Raw genomic sequence first — 17,403 nt, 5'->3', positions numbered from 1 at the left:
GCGGCTTCATCGCGCGCAGGACACGTCGTCGCGTGCGCGGCCGGCCGCAGCCGCCTTCGCATCGGCCACCGGCATGCCCGAGCGGGCCTGCAGCAGTTCCGCGCAGACGGCCACCGCGATCGCGCCCGGCGCCTTGTCGACGATGCCCGCGACGCCGATCGGGCACACCATCTCCACGAGCCGCGCCGGATCGACGCCGCGCGCGGCGAGCCGGCGCTCGAACTTCACGCGCTTGGTGCGCGAGCCGATCATCCCGAAGTACGCGTAGTCGCGCCGCCGCATGATCTGCGCGGCGAGCGAGAAGTCGAGCGCGTGGTTGTGCGTCATCACGAGGAAGTACGCGCCGGGCGGCGCCGCGTCGACGACGGCCTCCGGCGTGTCGGTCGGCTCCGGCTGCACGTTCGGCGGACATTCGTCCGGAAACAGCTCGTCGCGCGTGTCGACCCACTGCACGACGCACGGCAGCGCGCCGAGCAGCGTGACGAGCGCGTGGCCGACGTGCCCCGCGCCGAACAGCACGATGTGCATCGGCGCCGGCGCGCCGGTCGCGCGGTTGCGCTGGCCGGTGCCCGGCGCGAACGGCTGCATCGACGACGGCGCGCTGCCGCACGCGCCGTCGCAGCCGGCGGCGGGCGCCTGCGACGCGGCACGAGGCGAACGAGCGGGGCCGTTCATGCCGGCCTCCGCCGGGCCGGCCTGACGACGAGGCTGACCGCCCCGTCGGGGCCGGCGCACGAAGCGAGCGTGGAGAGGCGGTTCATCTCAGCCTGCCCGCGCGGCGCTCGCCGCCCGCACCGCGCCGATCGCGCGCAGGATCGACTCGCCGGTGGCTGGCGCGTCGAGCGGCGGATTCACGCGATAGTCGCCGACCGCGGCCACGGCGTCGCGCACCGCGAAGAACACCGAGAACGGCAGCAGCAGCGGCGGCTCGCCGACCGCCTTCGAGCGGTGGATGCTGTCCTCGACGTTGCGGTTCTGGAACAGCCGCACGTTGAACTCGGGCGGCGTGTCGTTCACCGTCGGGATCTTGTACGTGGACGGCGCGTGCGTCATCAGCTTGCCGCCCGGGTTCCACCACAGCTCCTCGGTCGTCAGCCAGCCCATCCCCTGGATGAACGCGCCTTCGACCTGGCCGATGTCGAGCGCCGGGTTCAGCGACGCGCCCACGTCGTGCAGCGCATCGACGCGCAGCGTGCGCATTTCGCCGGTCAGCGTGTCGATCACGACTTCCGACACGGCCGCGCCGTACGAGTAGTAGTAGAACGGCCGGCCCTGCAGCTTCGACTGATCCCAGTGCAGCTTCGGCGTCGCATAGAAGCCGTCGGACCACAGCTGCACGCGCGCGAGGTACGCCTTCGCGATCACTTCGCCGAACGGCACGCCATGGCCGCCGACCCACACGACGTCGTTGCCGAACTTCACGTCGGCCGCATCGACCTTGCCGTCGCCGAACTGCTTCGCCGCGAACACCGCGAGCCGCTCGCGCAACTGGCGCGCCGCATCCTGCGCGGCCTTGCCGTTCAGGTCCGAGCCCGTCGACGCGGCGGTCGCGGACGTGTTCGCGACCTTGCTCGTGTCGGTCGCCGTCACGCGGATCCGGCCGAAGCGGATGCCGAGCTCATGCGCGACCACCTGCGCGACCTTCGTATTGAGCCCCTGCCCCATCTCCGTGCCGCCGTGGTTCACGAGCACCGAGCCGTCGGTGTAGATGTGCACCAGCGCGCCGGCCTGGTTGAAGTGCGTGACGTTGAACGCGATGCCGAACTTCACCGGCGTGAGCGCGATGCCCTTCTTCAGCACAGTGTTGCGTGCGTTGAAGGCGCGCACGCCCGCGCGGCGCGCACGGTAGTCGCTCGTCGTCTCGAGTTCGCCGAGTAGCTCCTGCAGCACGTTGTCCTCGACGGTCTGTCCGTACGGCGTCACGTTGCGCTCGGTCTTGCCATACAGGTTCGCGTAGCGGACGTCGAGCGGATCGCGGCCGAGCGAACGCGCGATGTCGTCGAGGATGTATTCGATCGCGAACGCGCCCTGCGGGCCGCCGAAGCCGCGGAACGCGGTGTTCGACTGCGTGTTGGTCTTGCCGCAGTAGCCGGCGATGTCGACGTCGCCGAGCCAGTACGCGTTGTCGAAGTGGCACACCGCGCGCGTCATCACCGGGCCCGACAGGTCGGCCGAGAAGCCGCAGCGCGACGTCATGTCGAGCGCGACGCCGTCGATGCGGCCGTCGTCGTCGTAGCCGACGTCGAAGCGGTAATGGAAGTCGTGCCGCTTGCCGGTGATCATCATGTCGTCGTCGCGGTCCGGGCGCAGCTTCACCGGGCACAGCAGCTTCCACGCGGCGAGCGCCGCGCAGCACGCGAACAGCCCTGACTGCGATTCCTTGCCGCCGAAGCCGCCGCCCATCCGGCGGCATTCGACCAGCACGTTGTGCGACGCGACGCCGAGCACGTGCGCGACGAGGTGCTGCATCTCGCTCGGGTGCTGCGTCGAGCAGTACACGTGCATCCCGTCGTCGTCCTTCGGCACCGCGTACGCGATCTGCCCTTCGAGGTAGAACTGCTCCTGCCCGCCGAGCAGCATCTCGCCGGACTCGCGGTGCGGTGCGGCGGCGAGCCGCGCGGCAGCATCGCCGCGTGCGAGCTTCAGCGGCGGGATCACGTAGGTTTCGGCCTTGCGCGCTTCCTGCGCGGTCAGGATCGCGGGCAGCTCCTCGTAGTCGACCTGCGCGCGGCGCGCGGCGAGCCGCGCGGTTTCGTGCGACGTCGCGACGACGATGAACATCGGCTGGCCGACGAACTGCACGACGCCCTTTGCGAGCACCGGATCGTCGTGGATGATCGGGCCGCAATCGTTGACGCCCGGGATGTCGTCGGCCGTGAACACGGCGACCACGCCCGGCGTCGCGCGCACCGCGTCGAAGTTCATCGACACGATCTTCGCGTGCGGCTTCGCCGACAACCCGAGTGCCGCGTGCAGCGTGCCGGCGACGAGCGGAATGTCGTCGGTGTAGGTGGCGCGCCCGCTCACGTGCAGGTGGGCGGATTCGTGGGCGCGCGACACGTGCACCTGCGCGGCGTCGGCCTGCGGATCGAGGGTGCTCAGGAACGGTTCTGCTTGCTGGTTCATGTTCGGTGTTCTCCCTCGTCAGACGCGCGCCGCGTCGTTGGCCGCGTCAGCGGCGACTTCGGCGGCCACTTCGCGCACGTTCAAGGCTTGCGGCGGCAGCGGGTCGTGCGGACGCGTCTCCAGCCAGAATCGATACATCAGGTTCTTCGCGGTATCGAGCCGATACGTGCTCGTCGCGCGCATGTCGGACAACGGCTGGTAGTCGCGCTCGAGCGCCTGCATCGCGGCCTGCGCGGTGGCTTCGTGCCACTGCGCGCCGTCGAGCACGGCTTCCGTATTGGCCGCGCGCTTCGGCGTCGCGGCCATCCCGCCGAACGCGATGCGCGGCTCGCGGATCGTGTCGCCGTCCGCGATGAACGCGAACGCCGCGCACACGGCCGAGATGTCCGAGTCGAAGCGCTTCGACAGCTTGTACGTGCGGAACTGCAGCTTGTCGCGCGCGCCGGTGCGGGTCGGCACCTTCAGGCCGACGACGAATTCGTGCGGCGCCATGTCCTTCTGCTGGTAGCCCGTGTAGAGCGCTTCCAGCGGCAGCTCGCGCACCGTGTCGCCGCCGCGCAGCACGACGCGCGCGCCGAGCGCGATCAGGCCCGGCATCGAATCGCCGATCGGCGAGCCGTTCGCGACGTTGCCGCCGAGCGTGCCCGCGTTGCGGATCGGCAGCGACGCGAAGCGCTTCCACATCTCGGTCAGTTCCGGATACGTGCCGGCCAGCGCCGCATAGGCCTTCTCGACCGTCACGCCCGCGCCGATCTCGATCCAGTCGTCGCCGTGCACGATCTGCTGCAGTTCGGCGATCTGGCCGACGTAGATCAGGTCGTCGAGGCGGCGCATCTGCTTGGTGACCCACAGGCCGATGTCGGTGCTGCCGGCGAGAATGCGCGCGTCGGGGCGCTCCGCCTTCAGCGCGGCCAGCGCGTCGAGCGTGCGCGGCGCCGCGAAGCGTGCGCCGTCGATCGTCGTGTAGTCGAACGTGTCGTCGCGCTTGAGCGATGCAAGCGTGCGGGCGAGCGCGGCCGTGTCGACCGGCGCCGACGGTGCCTGAGCACCTTCGCCGGTCGCACCTTCGCCGGCCGCGTCGAACATCCGCACCGCCGCATCGACGATCGGGCGATAGCCGGTGCAGCGGCACAGGTTGCCGGTCAGCGCATCGGCGATCTCGGTGCGCGTCGGCACGTCCTTCGCCTTCGCGCACGCACTGCCGCAGCCTTCGTGGCCGTGCTTCTCGTACAGCGCCCACATCGACATCACGAAGCCGGGCGTGCAGAACCCGCATTGCGAACCGTGGCAATCGACCATCGCCTGCTGCACCGGATGCAGCGTGCCGTCCGGCTGGCGCAGGTCCTCGACCGTCAGGAGCGCCTTGCCGTCGAGCGTCGGCAGGAACTGGATGCACGCGTTGACGGCCTTGAACTCGACCGCGCCGGCATCGGTCAGCTCGCCGACGACGACCGTGCACGCGCCGCAGTCGCCTTCCGCGCAGCCTTCCTTGGTGCCGGTGCAATGCGCGTCCTCGCGCAGGTATTGCAGCACGGTGCGGGTCACGTCCGCGCCGCTGACTTCGCGGATCGCGTGACGATGGTAGAAGCGGATCGGCTCACTCATGTCTCGGCGTTTCTTCAAATGGGGGCAAGGCGGCCAGCGCGGAGCGCTCGACCGACGTTTTTCTGACAGTTTGCACGCTATCACCGTCAAATTCCGCAACCCATAGCCCATCACGCATGCGGCTCATATAACTGCCGCGATATGCGGGCCCGGCCGGCCGACACCCTTGCCGCACGGTGCGCTCGGGCCCGTCCCGGTCGCCCGCGACCGTCCGCGATCCTCCGGAACGGGGCTCGATTAACTAAATGGTACCTGCGGGAAAACCGGTTCCATGGGAAAATCCCGATTCCCTTTTCCGCCGTTTTCCGTTCGTTTCACCATTCGTTCCGACCCCATGTCATCCGATTCCGCCACACCGCCGCGCAGCGGGTTCGCGGTCACGCTGCAAATCGTGTCCGTCGTCTGCTTCACGTTCATCTGCTACCTGACCATCGGCCTGCCGCTCGCGGTGCTGCCGGGCTTCGTCCACGACGACCTCGGCTTTTCGGCGATCGTCGCGGGCGGCGCGATCAGCGTCCAGTACTTCGCGACGCTCGCCTCGCGGCCGCTCGCCGGGCGCCTCGCCGATACGCTCGGGCCGAAGCAGACCGTGCTGCGCGGGCTGGTCGGCTGCGGCGTGTCGGGCGTGCTGCTGCTCGTCGCGCTGCTGCTCGCGCACTGGCCGGTCGCGAGCCTCGTGCTGCTGGTCGCGAGCCGGCTCGTGCTCGGCGTCGGCGAAAGCCTGTGCGGCACCGGCGCGATCCTGTGGGGCATCGGCCGGGTCGGCGTCGCGCACAACGCGAAGGTGATCTCGTGGAACGGCATCGCGACCTACGGCGCGCTCGCGCTCGGCGCGCCGGTTGGCGTCGCGATCGCGCATACGCTGAATCCGGCGCTGATCGGCGTGATCGTGATCGCGCTGGCCGCGCTCGGCTTCTACCTCGCCCGCCTGATCGCGCCGGTGCCGCTCGTGCACGGCGAACGGATGTCGTACGCGAGCGTGTTCACGCGCGTGCTGCCGCACGGCCTCGGTCTCGCGCTCGGTTCGGCCGGCTTCGGCTCGATCGCGACCTTCGTCACGCTGTACTACGCGGCGCGCCACTGGCCGAACGCCGCGCTGTCGCTGACGGTATTCGGCACGCTGTTCATCGGCGCGCGCCTGCTGTTCGCGAACACGATCAAGACCTATGGCGGCTTCCGCGTCGCGATCGTGTCGTTCGCGTTCGAATCCGCGGGCCTGCTGCTGCTGTGGCTCGCGCCGGTGCCGCACGTCGCGCTCGTCGGCGCGGCGCTCACGGGCTTCGGCTTCGCGCTGATTTTCCCGGCGCTCGGCGTCGAGGCCGTCGCGCTCGTGCCGCCCGCGAGCCGCGGCGCGGCGCTGTCCGCGTATTCGGTATTCCTCGACCTGTCGCTCGGCATCACCGGCCCGCTGGCCGGCTATGTCGCGGGTGCGTTCGGCTATCCGCAGGTGTTCCTGTTCGCGGCGGTGGCCGCCGCGGCGGGCGTCGCGCTATCGATGGTGCTGTATCAGCGGCAGGCGCGCGTGGCGGGGAGCGGCGCGGCGGCGTAACCCGCAAGGCATGGAGCTTGACGCTCGTTGACGCGCGCAACGCGGCTCAACGCAGCAGCACGTTGAAGTCCCGCAGTATGCGCAACGCATCGGGGTGGCGCCGGAACGGAACGGCGTTCCCGAGCGAGAGCTTGGGTCCGGCACGATCGAAGAGCACGAGCGCTTCCGACGTGTTGAGATGACGTGACATGTATAAAAATCCGTCGACGCGACGAGGATGCTGGTAGACGGCAAGCGACCACCGTTGCGGAACGTCGTATGGCATGGTGGTCGACAACGCGCCGTCGCCACCGAGGTTTTTCAGCGGCAAGCCGTGCAGGACGGCCACGGTCAGCGGCGCGCCGTCAAATGCAAGCACGTAGCGATCGAGTTCGGTCGTCACGAGCGGAAAACCATCCAACGCCAGATCGGCGACTTCGTCATGCAGCACCGTCTCGGCGAATGCGCAATGCAGATCGAAACCGAAATAGCTGGTGCCGTACCGCCGTCGCTTGCGCGGATCGTCGAAGCGATTACCGCCCGATCTCCCGAAGTAGGGTTCTCCGGTCGCATATCGCGAGATGCGTACCACTCCGTCGGTGCAACTTCGCGAGTCGTCAGTGTCGCGCTCGCAAAATGTTCCCCCGGCGCCGTCAGCAAACGCCCCTCCTAGCGCTCGGCGAACGCCATGGCGGCGCGCTCGACTTCGTCCACTTTCCCGCGTGACAGCGCGACGAGCGGCGTAACGTTGCCCAGGGATGCCTTCGGCGTCGTGAAGAACTGCCATTTGCTCCATCCCGGCAAACTGCCGAGACATTGGGTCACCCTGCCCAACGTCTTGCGATCGATCTCTCCCGTCAGATAGAAGGCCGGATAGTACTGGGCAGCGCCGACATCGACCGCGAAGATCCGCCCGGACGCCACAGCCTTGCTGAGCGCCTGCCGCGTCATGCCGAGGCCGGCCCATGTCTGCGCAGCCGGCAGCAGCTTGCCGTCGGTGACCAGCATGCGCCGCTCCGCCTGCACGTGCCGCTCCAGATCGGCGGTGACGACTCCGCTCCCCCGCTTCTTCCCGCCGGCGGGCTTCCTGTCGCGCGTCGCCGCAGCGGCGAGGCCGAACGTGATCGTGCCGGCCAGATCGATGACCTGCGCGATGCCGACCTTGAACAGGTGCCCCAATTGCTCGTCGGACAGCCTGAGCAGCGCGCGTGCGCGATCGGGGCCGAGCATGGTCGCCGCGCCAACCGCGCTGCGCAACGCTTCCTCCGTCTCGACATCAAGGACTGCAGCCGTCCCTTCCAGCGTATGAGCTTGCGTGACCATGCTCGACTCCCGTCACTACCGAAGTAATCGAGCGTAGCCCCGAATCGAAACCAAGTCAACTACGTCAACCGAATCACCTCAAGTACCGGTTCCCTCGAGCGTGCGCTCGCGCTGCCGCGGAATTCGTCACGCCGTTCGCAGAAACAGCTTCCGCGTGAGGTCGAACGCGACGAGATTGCCGGCCACCACAAGCAGCAGCCCCAGCACCGCCAGCGGCGACCACTGGTAGCCCTCGAACACCGTCGACACGGCCAGCGCGACGATCGGGAACAGCACCGTGCAGTACGCCGCGCGCTCCGGCCCGATCCGGCCGACGAGCGTCAGGTAAGCGGTGAAGCCGATCACCGAGCCCGGCACGGCGAGATACACCAGCGCGCCGAGATAGCGCGGGCTCGTGTCGAGCGTGAACGGCATCCCGGCCGCCGCGCTGCCGACGGTCAGGATCGCCGCGCCGATCAGCATCGCCCAGCCGTTGGTCGCGAGCGGATGCAGCCCCATCGACTGCATCCGGCTCGACAGCAGGTTGCCCGCCGAGAAGCACATCGTGCCGGCGAACGCGATCGCGAGCCCCGTCCACGTCGCATGGTCGTCGAGATGGCCGGCCATCTGCTGCCAGAACAGGCATGCGATGCCCGTCAGGCCGAGCAGCGCGCCGGCGATCGCCGACGGCCGCAGCGGGCGGCCCATGAACAGCCGGCCGTTGATCGAGTTCAACAGCGGCGCGGTCGAGAAGATCACCGCGACGAGGCCGCTCGGCACGACCTGCTCCGCGTAGTAGAAGCACAGGAAGTTCAGGCAGAACAGCGCGAAGCCCTGCGCGACGAGAAAGCGCCACGCCTCGCGCGGCGGGCGCACCGGGCGGCGCATCACGCGCAGCAGCGCGAACAGCACGGCGGCCGCGAGCCAGAAGCGCCACGCGATCGACACGGGCGGCGGCACCGAGCCGAGCTGCCACTTGATCGCGATCCAGGTGGTGCCCCAGATCAGCACGGTGACGAAATAAAGCGACAGGTTCATGGCGGCATTCCGGACAATCGGGTGAATCGGGATCCCGACTATGCCGTCGCCCAGCGTGGGTCGATTGTCCGGAATTGCGGTCTTTTTCGGCGCGCCGCACGCGGCGCCGCGCGCCCGCTTATACTCGGCGCATCATGAGTCTCTCCCTCTGCGCCCCACCCGTCGACCGCGCCGCCGCCCTGGCCGGCGGCGATCTGCCGTTCGGCCTGCAGTCGGTCTGTCGCACGCTCGCCGACGCGAACGCGACGCTCGAGCGCTTCGCATGGCTCGGCGATCACCTCGCGATCGCCGAATGGACGCGGATCACCGATGAAAGCGAGACGGTCTACGAGCAGCCCGGCCATCACACGCTGTCGTGCTACCTCGACGGCGGCTACCGGACCGAGCGCCAGCGCGTGCCGCGCTACGGCGCGCCGAGCCTGCTGTGCGCGTTGCCGGGCGACCATGAATCACGCTGGTGGGTGCGCGGCGAAATGCATTTCATCCACCTCTATTTCCTGCCCGAGCACTTCACGCAGCGTGCGATCCGCGAGCTCGATCGCGAGCCGCGCGAGCTGAAGCTCGCCGATCGCACCTATTTCGAGGATGCACGCGTCGCGGCGCTGCTGCGCTCGCTCGCGCTGGATGGCTGGGACGATGCCGACCAGCGGCTGCGCGTGAACGAAACCGCGCACGAAGTGTTGAGCCTGCTGCTGCGCGGCCAGAGCACGACGCGCACCGACACGTCGTTCCGCGGCGGGCTGGCGCCGGCCGTGCGCCGCCGCGTGCGCGACTACATCGACACGTATCTCACGCAGCCGCTGACGCTCGGCGAACTTGCCGAGGTTGCCGCGCTGTCCGAATACCATTTCTCGCGGATGTTCCGGCTGTCGTTCGGCCGCGCGCCGCACGCGTGGGTGGCCGAGCAACGGCTCGCCCGGGCCCGCGAGTTGCTGCGCACGACGTCGCTGCCGCTCGCGCAGATCGCGGCCGACTGCGGCTACGCGAACGCCGGCCACTTCAGCCATCGCTTTCGCGACGCGCACGGCACGACGCCGAATACGTATCGGCGCGCGATGCAAGGCCGCTGAGCGCGGCCCCTTTCCGCTGTTCCGCGCTTACGTGCCGCGCCGCGACAGTTCCTGTTCGAGCGCCGCGACGCCGGCCGGCAGGTCGACCGGCACCTTCAGGTCGACCATCGTGCGGCCGAACGCATGCAGCGTGCGGAACAGGTTGTGTTCGCGGCACTGCTCGCCCATCTGCCCGATCCGCACGATCGGCAACCCGAACGAACCCGAGATCTCGACCTGGTACTGCTTCGAGATATGGCCGCAGACCATCCCGGGCGTCAGCCCCTCCGGCGTCTCGATCCCGACCACCGAATTGAGCCGGCAGTCCTTCGGCGCATAGAGCTTGAGCCCCATCGATTCGACGCCCGCCTGCAGCGCCAGCGAGCAGCGCAGGTGGCGCGCGAAGCGGCTTTCGAGCGTTTCCGCGCAGACGAGCCGCAGCGCCTCGTGCAGCGCGAGCACACCCGACACGGGCGCCGTGTAGTGATAGCCGGCGTTGTGCCAGAAGTTCTCCGCGAGCGCCATGTCGAGACACCAGTGCGCGTTCGGCTCGGGGCGCGTCTTCATGCGCTCCCACGCGGCATCGGAGAACGCGATCAGCGACACGCCCGGGATCGACGACAGCCCCTTCTGGCCGCCGGTGATCACCGCGTCGATGCCCCACGCGTCCATCTCGAGCGGCATCGTCGACAGCGTGCACACCGCGTCGACGACGACCAGCGCGCCGGCCGCCTTCGCGAGCGCCGCGATGTCGCGCAGGTCGCGGTTCCACACGGTGTTCGACGTCTCGCCCTGCACGATCGTGACGATCTCGGGCCGCTCGCGCGCGATCGCGTCGGCGATCTCGTCGAGGCTCGCCACCGCGCGATCGGCCACTTCCAGCATCGCGACGTCGGCGCCGACGCGCGTGGCCATCTCGGCCATCCGCGCGCTGAAGAAGCCGTTGCGGATCGACAGCACGCGCGTGCCGCGCCATGCGAGGTTCGAGATCGCCATTTCCATCGCGGCCGAGCCCGGGCCCGCGACGCCGAGTACCCACTTCGTGCGGGTCTGGAACACGTAACGCGCCATCTCCTTCACCTGCTCGATGATCTTCGCCATCGTCGCGCCGAGGTGGTTGATCACGATCGTGTTCGCCTTGGCCACCGCGGCCGGGATCGGAACCGGGCCGGCCCCCATCATCAGCAGCGGTTCTTCGGGCAGGATCGCGTCGAGCGGCACGACGACGGGACAGGGAATCGGCGAGTAATCGATGGACATGGCTGGAAAAGGATGAGGAAAGGAAATGCTCGAACGCCCACGGCATGGCACCCGGAGCACGGCGTCCGTGGCACGCGCCCGTTGCACGCAGCGAACTGATCGATCATTCCGTGTTCCGCCGCCTCGCGCAAGAGGCACACGCGTCCGGACAGCGCGACGGTGGCCCGGTCATCGAACCGGGCCAGACGGCCATGCACCGCATGCGCGATGATCTTCCGGATTGGAAAAAGATTGCCCCCGGTTGCGAAACGGTTCCATTCGGGTTCCGTACGCGCGATTTTCTTCGCCAATATCAAGACGATTCTTCGAAACCGGCGGTTCAGCCCAATTGGCGGATCGAACGCAATACACCGGCCACCTGATACAAATCGCGGAGCGAATTCGATACACAAAATCCGAACGTGGAAAAAACATCCACCATTCCTGACCGTATTGGGGAACGACTCCTGCACCGCCGTGTACCGGCTCGCTCGAACTACCCGCAACACATTGATTAATTTGATAAATATTTTCCAAATCGACACATACTCCAATACCGATTCGGTTTTGTCCGGTGCGTTCTTGCTGCGTTGCAGCGTTAAACCGGTACCCGCGATTTCGATTTTACGCAAGCCGCCCATTTTCTCAGGTTGACGGATATCGGTTCTGTATTGAACAATTGTCTACGGAATCGAAATATAGATTTTTCGATACGAGGGCAAGCTGGAGCCGCACGATGCGCCTTCGACGTTGCGCGGCGAAAAATCACAACCATAATCAATCAACCGGGCCAGAAATACGCAAGCCATGAACCAGATTCAGACCATGCGTGTATTCGTCTGCGTCGCCGAGCAGCAAAGCTTCCGGCGCGCGGCGCACCATCTCGGCGTGTCCAATGCGCTCGTCACGCGTTCGATCGCGATGCTCGAGGGCCACCTGAACACACGACTGATCCATCGCACCACGCGCAATCTGTCGCTCACCGAGGCTGGCGTGCGCTACCTCGATGGTTGCCGCGCGCTGCTCGAGGAATTCGACCACCTCGAATCGTCCGTCGCGCATGCGGTGCGCGAACCGGCCGGCACGCTGCGCGTCGTCGCGTCGGGGCTGCTGTCGCCGCTGGCGCTGACGCCGCTCGTCAGCAGCTTCCGGCACCGCTACCCCGAGTTGCGCGTGCAGCTGACCGTCGCCGAAGGGCCGCTCGACGTGCTCGATTCCGGCTACGACGTCGGCATCGTCACCGGCACCCGGCTCGACGGCAACCCGACGCTGATCGGCCATGCGCTCGCGCCGAACCCGTTCGTCGCGTGCGCGGCGCCCGCCTATCTCGACCGCCGCGGCGAGCCGCGCGTGCCCGACGACCTGCCGGGACACGACTGGGTCACGCTCGCGCCGCACCAGCACGCGCCGACGTGGCAACTGGTCGGCCACGACGGCGTCGCCCATTCGGTCACGGTGCGCCCGGCCTGCACGGTCAACCAGCTCGCGCTCGTCCAGGCGGCGGCCGTGGCCGGCGCCGGCATCGCGGTGCTGCCCGAGCCGTGCGTCGCCGACGCGCTCAACCACGGCACGCTCGTGCGGCTGATGGCCGGCTACCGGATCGACGATCCCGACGCGCAGTTGTCGCTCGTCTATCCGAACCGCCAGTACGTGCCGGCCCGCACCCGCAGCTTCGTCGAGCACGCGCTCGAGTACTTCAGCGCGCCGGCCGCCCGCGAGCAGGCGGATTACGGCTTCCTTCGGCCGGTACGCGGCCCCGAACGCTCCGACATCGTCACGGGGCTGCAGTAAACTGCGCGCGTCAGCCATCGGAGGTGCAGCGTGCGCGTGATCCTGTTCAGCAGCCGTCAGTACGACGACGATTCGTTCACCGCCGCCAACCGGCAGTTCGGCTATCGGCTGCACTTCCAGCCGTCGCACCTCGACGCGGAAACCGCGATCCTCGCGCACGGCTATGACGTCGTCTGCCCGTTCGTCAACGACACCGTCGACGCGGCCGTGCTCGAACGGCTCGCCGACGGCGGCACGCGGCTGATCGCACTGCGCTCGGCGGGCTTCAACCATGTCGACCTCGCCGCCGCCGAACGGCTCGGCATCACGGTCGTGCGCGTGCCCGCGTATTCGCCGCATGCGGTCGCCGAACACGCGGTCGCGCTGATCCTCGCGCTCAATCGCCGCCTGCCGCGCGCGGTCGCCCGCACCCGCGAAGGCGACTTCTCGCTGAACGGCCTGCTGGGCTTCGACCTTCACGGCAAGACCGTCGGCGTGATAGGCACCGGCATCATCGGCAGCGTGTTCGCGAAGATCATGATGGGCTTCGGGATGCACGTGCTCGCGCATTCGGTGCCGCCGTACAACGACGAGCTGATCGCGTTCGGCGCGCGCTACGTCGAGCTCGACGAGCTGCTGCGTCATGCCGACATCGTCAGCCTGCATTGCCCGCTGCTGCCGTCGACACACCACCTGATCAACGAGCGGACGCTCGCGCGGATGAAGCACGGCGCGATGCTGATCAACACCGGGCGTGGCGGCCTCGTCGATGCGCAGGCACTGGTCGACGCGCTCAAGAGCGGCCAGCTCGGCCATCTCGGGCTCGACGTGTACGAGGAGGAGAGCGGGCTCTTCTTCGAGGATCACTCCGACCTGCCGCTGCAGGACGACGTGCTCGCGCGCCTGCTGACGTTCCCGAACGTGATCGTCACATCGCACCAGGCGTTCTTCACGCGCGAGGCGCTGGCCGAGATCGCGCACACGACGCTGCTGAACATCGAGGCGTGGCATGCGGGCACGCCGCAGAACGTCGTGACCGCAAACCGTTGAGAAACCGCACGTTTAATGGCGTGCAGCGCCTCCGCAATCGTTTGCTCGTGCGCGCTGCCGCGCACCGCACTCACCCTCGTCAACAATTCAGCGCATTGTTTCGGCTGAAGTAACGTTTCGCGCGCGCCGTCTGCTATCGTTGCGCCGACGTCCTTCCCTGCCTTTGCCGCTCATGCGTTTCGACGATTCAGACATCGCCGCCGTCTACCGTGCCATCTTCGAACGGCGCGACATGCGCCACTTCACGCCGGCGCCCGTCGATCCGGCCGTGCTCGCGCGGCTGCTGCGCGCGGCGCACCATGCGCCGAGCGTCGGTTTCATGCAGCCGTGGCGCTTCATCCGCATCACCGATCCCGCCCTGCGCACCTCGATCCACGCACTGGTCGAGGCCGAACGCCGCGCGACCGCCGACGCGCTCGGCGAGCGCCAGGACGAATTCATGCGGCTGAAGGTGGAAGGCGTGCGCGAATGCGGCGAGTTGCTGGTCGTCGCGCTCGCCGACGGCCGCGAACGCCACGTATTCGGCCGCCGCACGCTGCCGGAGATGGATCTGGCCTCCGCCGCGTGCGCGATCCAGAACATGTGGCTGGCCGCGCGCGCGGAAGGGCTCGGGATGGGCTGGGTGTCGCTGTTCGACGTCGATGCGCTGCGCACGCTGCTGCGGATGCCCGACGGCGCGAAGCCGATCGCCGTGCTGTGCGTCGGCCACGTCGACGCGTTCTATGCGAAGCCGATGCTCGAAGCAGAGCGCTGGGCCGCGCGGATGCCGATCGAAGCCTGCCTGTTCGAGAACGGCTGGGACGATCCGGCGGCGATCGATGGGGCCGGATCGGCTGCGGCGCCAGCGGGGGTGGCCAGCGAAACGAAGCACACGCCGGACGCGATGCGCGACGGGCCGTCCGAACGCATCGCGTGATCCCCTCCGGCAGCCGCCATCATCCCGGCCCTGGGCCCCCGCGAATCCCACACTGTGAGCTTCCCGCTTACCGCCCCGTCGCACGCCGGCAACACCCGTTTTGGCCCCGAGCATAGGGGTTTTCACTGAAGTAGAATCGCGGCTGACGTTCGCCTCACCGACCGCCCGCCCCGCGCCTCCCGCGCCTGGCTCGAGCGGCATCCTTTCCCGAGCCTACCGCGATGCCCCTGCCTCTTTTCGCCCTTGCCGTCGCCGCATTTGGAATCGGTACCACCGAATTCGTGATCATGGGGCTGCTGCCCAATGTCGCGCACGACCTCGGCGTGTCGATTCCGGCCGCCGGGATGCTCGTGTCGGGCTACGCGCTCGGCGTGACGATCGGCGCGCCGATCCTCGCGATCGTCACCGCGAAGATGCCGCGCAAGCGTGCGCTGATGGGCCTGATCGGGCTGTTCATCGCCGGCAACCTGTTCTGCGCGATCGCGCCCGGCTACGCGGTGCTGATGGCCGCGCGCGTCGTCACCGCGTTCTGCCACGGTGCGTTCTTCGGGATCGGCTCGGTGGTCGCGAGCAACCTCGTCGCACCGAACCGCCGCGCACAGGCGATCGCACTGATGTTCACCGGCCTCACGCTCGCGAACGTGCTCGGCGTGCCGCTCGGCACCGCGCTCGGCCAGGCGTTCGGCTGGCGCGCGACGTTCTGGGCCGTCACCGGCATCGGCATCGCCGCGGCCGCCGCGCTCGCAGTGTGCCTGCCGAAGAACCTCGCGATGCCCGACACCAGCATCACGCGCGAATTCAGCGTGCTGAAGCACCCGCAGGTGCTGATGGTGCTCGGCATCAGCGTGCTCGCGTCCGCGAGCCTGTTCAGCGTGTTCACGTACATCACGCCGATCCTCGAGGACGTGACGGGCTTCTCGCCGCGCCAGGTCACCTACGTGCTGCTGCTGTTCGGCCTCGGCCTGACCGTCGGCGGCACGCTCGGCGGCAAGCTCGCCGACTGGCGCCGGATGCCGTCGCTGATCGCGACGCTCGCGCTGATCGGCATCGTCCTCGCGCTGTTCGCGGGCACGATGCATCTGCCGTTCGCCGCGCTCGCGACGATCTTCGTGTGGGGCATCCTCGCGTTCGCGATCGTGCCGCCACTGCAGATCATGATCGTCGATCGCGCGAGCGACGCGCCGAACCTCGCGTCGACGCTCAATCAGGGCGCGTTCAACCTCGGCAACGCGACCGGCGCGTGGCTCGGCGGGATGGCGATCGGCTCGGGCGTGTCGCTCGTGAGCCTGCCGTGGGTCGGCGTCGCGATGGCGATCGCCGCGCTCGCGCTCACGCTGTGGTCGGCGTCGCTCGAACGCCGCCCGGTGGTCGTGCCGACCGAGTACGTGTGACATTACCCTGCTGCGATCGTTGCGTACGCAACTCCATCCGATCCTGACGGCCTTCATGGACCTTTCAACGGTCGCGGTGTAGCATCGCGGCCGATGAAAGCCATTCTCAATCGCGATTTCCTCGCGCTGATCCTGAGCGTCGCGGTCGTCGGCCTCGGGACCGGCGCCACGCTGCCGCTCACCGCGCTCGCACTGACCGAAGCCGGGCACGGCACCAACGTCGTCGGCATGCTGACCGCTGCGCAGGCGCTCGGCGGCCTCGCGATCGTCCCGTTCGTCACCGCGCTCGCACGGCACATCGGCGCGCGCCGCGCGATCGTCGTGTCGGTCGTGCTGCTCGCGGCGGCCACCACGCTGATGCAGTTCACGTCGAACCTGATCCTGTGGGGCGTGCTGCGCGTGCTGTGCGGCGCCGCGCTGATGCTGCTGTTCACGATCGGCGAAGCATGGGTGAACCAGCTCGCCGACGATTCGACACGCGGCCGCGTCGTCGCGATCTACGCGACCAATTTCACGTTGTTTCAGATGGCCGGCCCCGTGCTCGTCAGCCAGATCGCCGGCGCGCCCAGCATCCGCTTCGCGCTGTGCGGCGCGCTGTTCCTGCTCGCGCTGCCGACGCTCGCGACGATCCGCCGTGCGCCGCTCGCCGGCGACGACGCGCATCACGCAGCGCACGACAGCTGGCTCGCGGTGCTGCCGCGCATGCCCGCGCTGATCATCGGCACCGGCTTCTTCGCGCTGTTCGACACGCTCGCGCTGTCGCTGCTGCCGCTCTACGCGATGGATCACGGCGTCGCGAGCGCGACCGCCGTGCTGCTCGCGTCGATCATGCTGTTCGGCGATACCGCGATGCAGTTCCCGATCGGCTGGCTCGCGGACAAGCTCGGCCGCGAACGCGTGCACCTCGGCGCCGGCTGGATCGTGCTGGCCGGCCTGCCGCTGCTGCCGTTCGTGATCGCGAATCCGTGGCTGTGCTGGCCGTTGCTGTTCGTGCTCGGCGCGGCGGCCGGCAGCATCTATACGCTGTCGCTCGTCGCGTGCGGCGAACGGTTCCGCGGCGCGGCGCTCGTCACCGCGAGTTCGCTCGTGTCGGCGTCGTGGAGCGCTGCGAGCTTTGGCGGCCCGCTGGTGGCGGGCGCGTTGATGGAGCAACTGGGCAGCAACGCGCTCATCGGCGTGCTGGTCGCCTGTGTCGCCGCGTTCGTCGTGGCGGCGCTGTGGGAGCGCCGCGCCGCGGTGCAACGCGCGGTCTGATGCGGGTTGGCGTTGGCGCGCAGCATCACGCCCCCGTACGTATCGGCCCGCTCGCGCCCTTCCCGCGGTAACAACAACGGCCCGCGCAATGCGGGCCGTCCTGTCCTTCCGGACTACGCGTGACCTGCGCGTGAC

Annotated in this window: 15 protein-coding genes; 8 read left to right on the top strand and 7 right to left on the bottom strand. The window is 68.5% G+C overall.

Going from position 1 to position 17,403, the window contains the following annotated elements:
• Positions 1–6: 6 nt before the first annotated feature.
• From xdhC to xdhA, 3 genes are all read right to left on the bottom strand, one after another.
• The gene (gene xdhC, locus SY91_RS06370; RefSeq protein ID WP_012328004.1) at positions 7–675 is read right to left on the bottom strand and encodes a xanthine dehydrogenase accessory protein XdhC; all 669 of its coding nucleotides are present in this window, start codon (positions 673–675) and stop codon (positions 7–9) included.
• 87 nt (positions 676–762) lie between these two features.
• The gene (xdhB, locus tag SY91_RS06365; RefSeq protein ID WP_023476285.1) at positions 763–3,126 is read right to left on the bottom strand and encodes a xanthine dehydrogenase molybdopterin binding subunit; all 2,364 of its coding nucleotides are present in this window, start codon (positions 3,124–3,126) and stop codon (positions 763–765) included.
• A gap of 18 nt (positions 3,127–3,144) precedes the next feature.
• Complete coding sequence (gene xdhA, locus SY91_RS06360) at positions 3,145–4,731, bottom strand: xanthine dehydrogenase small subunit (RefSeq protein ID WP_023476284.1); 1,587 nt, start codon at positions 4,729–4,731, stop codon at positions 3,145–3,147.
• Positions 4,732–5,065: 334 nt separating this feature from the next.
• Here xdhA and SY91_RS06355 point away from each other — a divergent pair, with 334 nt between their 5' ends.
• Positions 5,066–6,280 carry an MFS transporter gene (locus SY91_RS06355; protein ID WP_011544703.1) on the top strand — a complete coding sequence of 405 codons (1,215 nt, stop codon included), beginning with the start codon at positions 5,066–5,068 and terminating at the stop codon, positions 6,278–6,280.
• Between the two features lie 46 nt (positions 6,281–6,326).
• Here the strand turns inward: SY91_RS06355 and SY91_RS06350 are convergent, their stop codons facing one another.
• The 3 genes from SY91_RS06350 to SY91_RS06340 form a co-directional block, all read right to left on the bottom strand.
• Positions 6,327–6,851, bottom strand: a complete 525-nt coding sequence (locus SY91_RS06350; protein ID WP_023476282.1) for an RES family NAD+ phosphorylase — start codon at positions 6,849–6,851, stop codon at positions 6,327–6,329.
• A 77-nt stretch (positions 6,852–6,928) separates the two neighbouring features.
• Positions 6,929–7,582: a hypothetical protein gene (locus tag SY91_RS06345; protein WP_023476281.1), complete on the bottom strand. Its 654-nt coding sequence runs from the start codon at positions 7,580–7,582 to the stop codon at positions 6,929–6,931.
• 126 nt (positions 7,583–7,708) lie between these two features.
• On the bottom strand, positions 7,709–8,599 hold the full coding sequence (locus SY91_RS06340) for a DMT family transporter (protein WP_023476280.1): 891 nt from the start codon (positions 8,597–8,599) through the stop codon (positions 7,709–7,711).
• A 134-nt stretch (positions 8,600–8,733) separates the two neighbouring features.
• On the opposite strand from SY91_RS06340, the gene SY91_RS06335 reads away from it, so the two are divergent.
• Positions 8,734–9,669: a helix-turn-helix domain-containing protein gene (locus SY91_RS06335; RefSeq protein WP_023476279.1), complete on the top strand. Its 936-nt coding sequence runs from the start codon at positions 8,734–8,736 to the stop codon at positions 9,667–9,669.
• Between the two features lie 27 nt (positions 9,670–9,696).
• Here SY91_RS06335 and SY91_RS06330 read toward each other — a convergent pair whose 3' ends face one another.
• Positions 9,697–10,908 carry a pyridoxal-phosphate-dependent aminotransferase family protein gene (locus SY91_RS06330; RefSeq protein ID WP_023476278.1) on the bottom strand — a complete coding sequence of 404 codons (1,212 nt, stop codon included), beginning with the start codon at positions 10,906–10,908 and terminating at the stop codon, positions 9,697–9,699.
• 44 nt (positions 10,909–10,952) lie between these two features.
• Here SY91_RS06330 and SY91_RS06325 point away from each other — a divergent pair, with 44 nt between their 5' ends.
• From SY91_RS06325 to SY91_RS06300, 6 genes are all read left to right on the top strand, one after another.
• Positions 10,953–11,270, top strand: coding sequence for a hypothetical protein (locus SY91_RS06325; RefSeq protein WP_124476168.1), 318 nt, complete (start codon positions 10,953–10,955; stop codon positions 11,268–11,270).
• Between the two features lie 424 nt (positions 11,271–11,694).
• Positions 11,695–12,678, top strand: a complete 984-nt coding sequence (locus SY91_RS06320; protein ID WP_023476276.1) for a LysR family transcriptional regulator — start codon at positions 11,695–11,697, stop codon at positions 12,676–12,678.
• Between the two features lie 30 nt (positions 12,679–12,708).
• A complete protein-coding gene (locus SY91_RS06315) occupies positions 12,709–13,707 on the top strand; it encodes a 2-hydroxyacid dehydrogenase (RefSeq protein ID WP_023476275.1) in 999 nt (332 codons plus the stop codon).
• Positions 13,708–13,879: 172 nt separating this feature from the next.
• Positions 13,880–14,623, top strand: coding sequence for a 5,6-dimethylbenzimidazole synthase (bluB, locus tag SY91_RS06310; protein WP_023476274.1), 744 nt, complete (start codon positions 13,880–13,882; stop codon positions 14,621–14,623).
• A gap of 221 nt (positions 14,624–14,844) precedes the next feature.
• The gene (locus SY91_RS06305; protein ID WP_185921117.1) at positions 14,845–16,014 is read left to right on the top strand and encodes an MFS transporter; all 1,170 of its coding nucleotides are present in this window, start codon (positions 14,845–14,847) and stop codon (positions 16,012–16,014) included.
• Positions 16,015–16,107: 93 nt separating this feature from the next.
• Positions 16,108–17,268: an MFS transporter gene (locus SY91_RS06300; protein WP_185921116.1), complete on the top strand. Its 1,161-nt coding sequence runs from the start codon at positions 16,108–16,110 to the stop codon at positions 17,266–17,268.
• Positions 17,269–17,403 lie beyond the last annotated feature (135 nt).

The sequence above is a fragment of the Burkholderia cenocepacia genome (assembly GCF_014211915.1).
GTDB lineage: Bacteria > Pseudomonadota > Gammaproteobacteria > Burkholderiales > Burkholderiaceae > Burkholderia > Burkholderia orbicola.
Note: the sequence above shows the minus strand (reverse complement) of the source record. Positions and strands in the feature narration are given on the sequence as shown.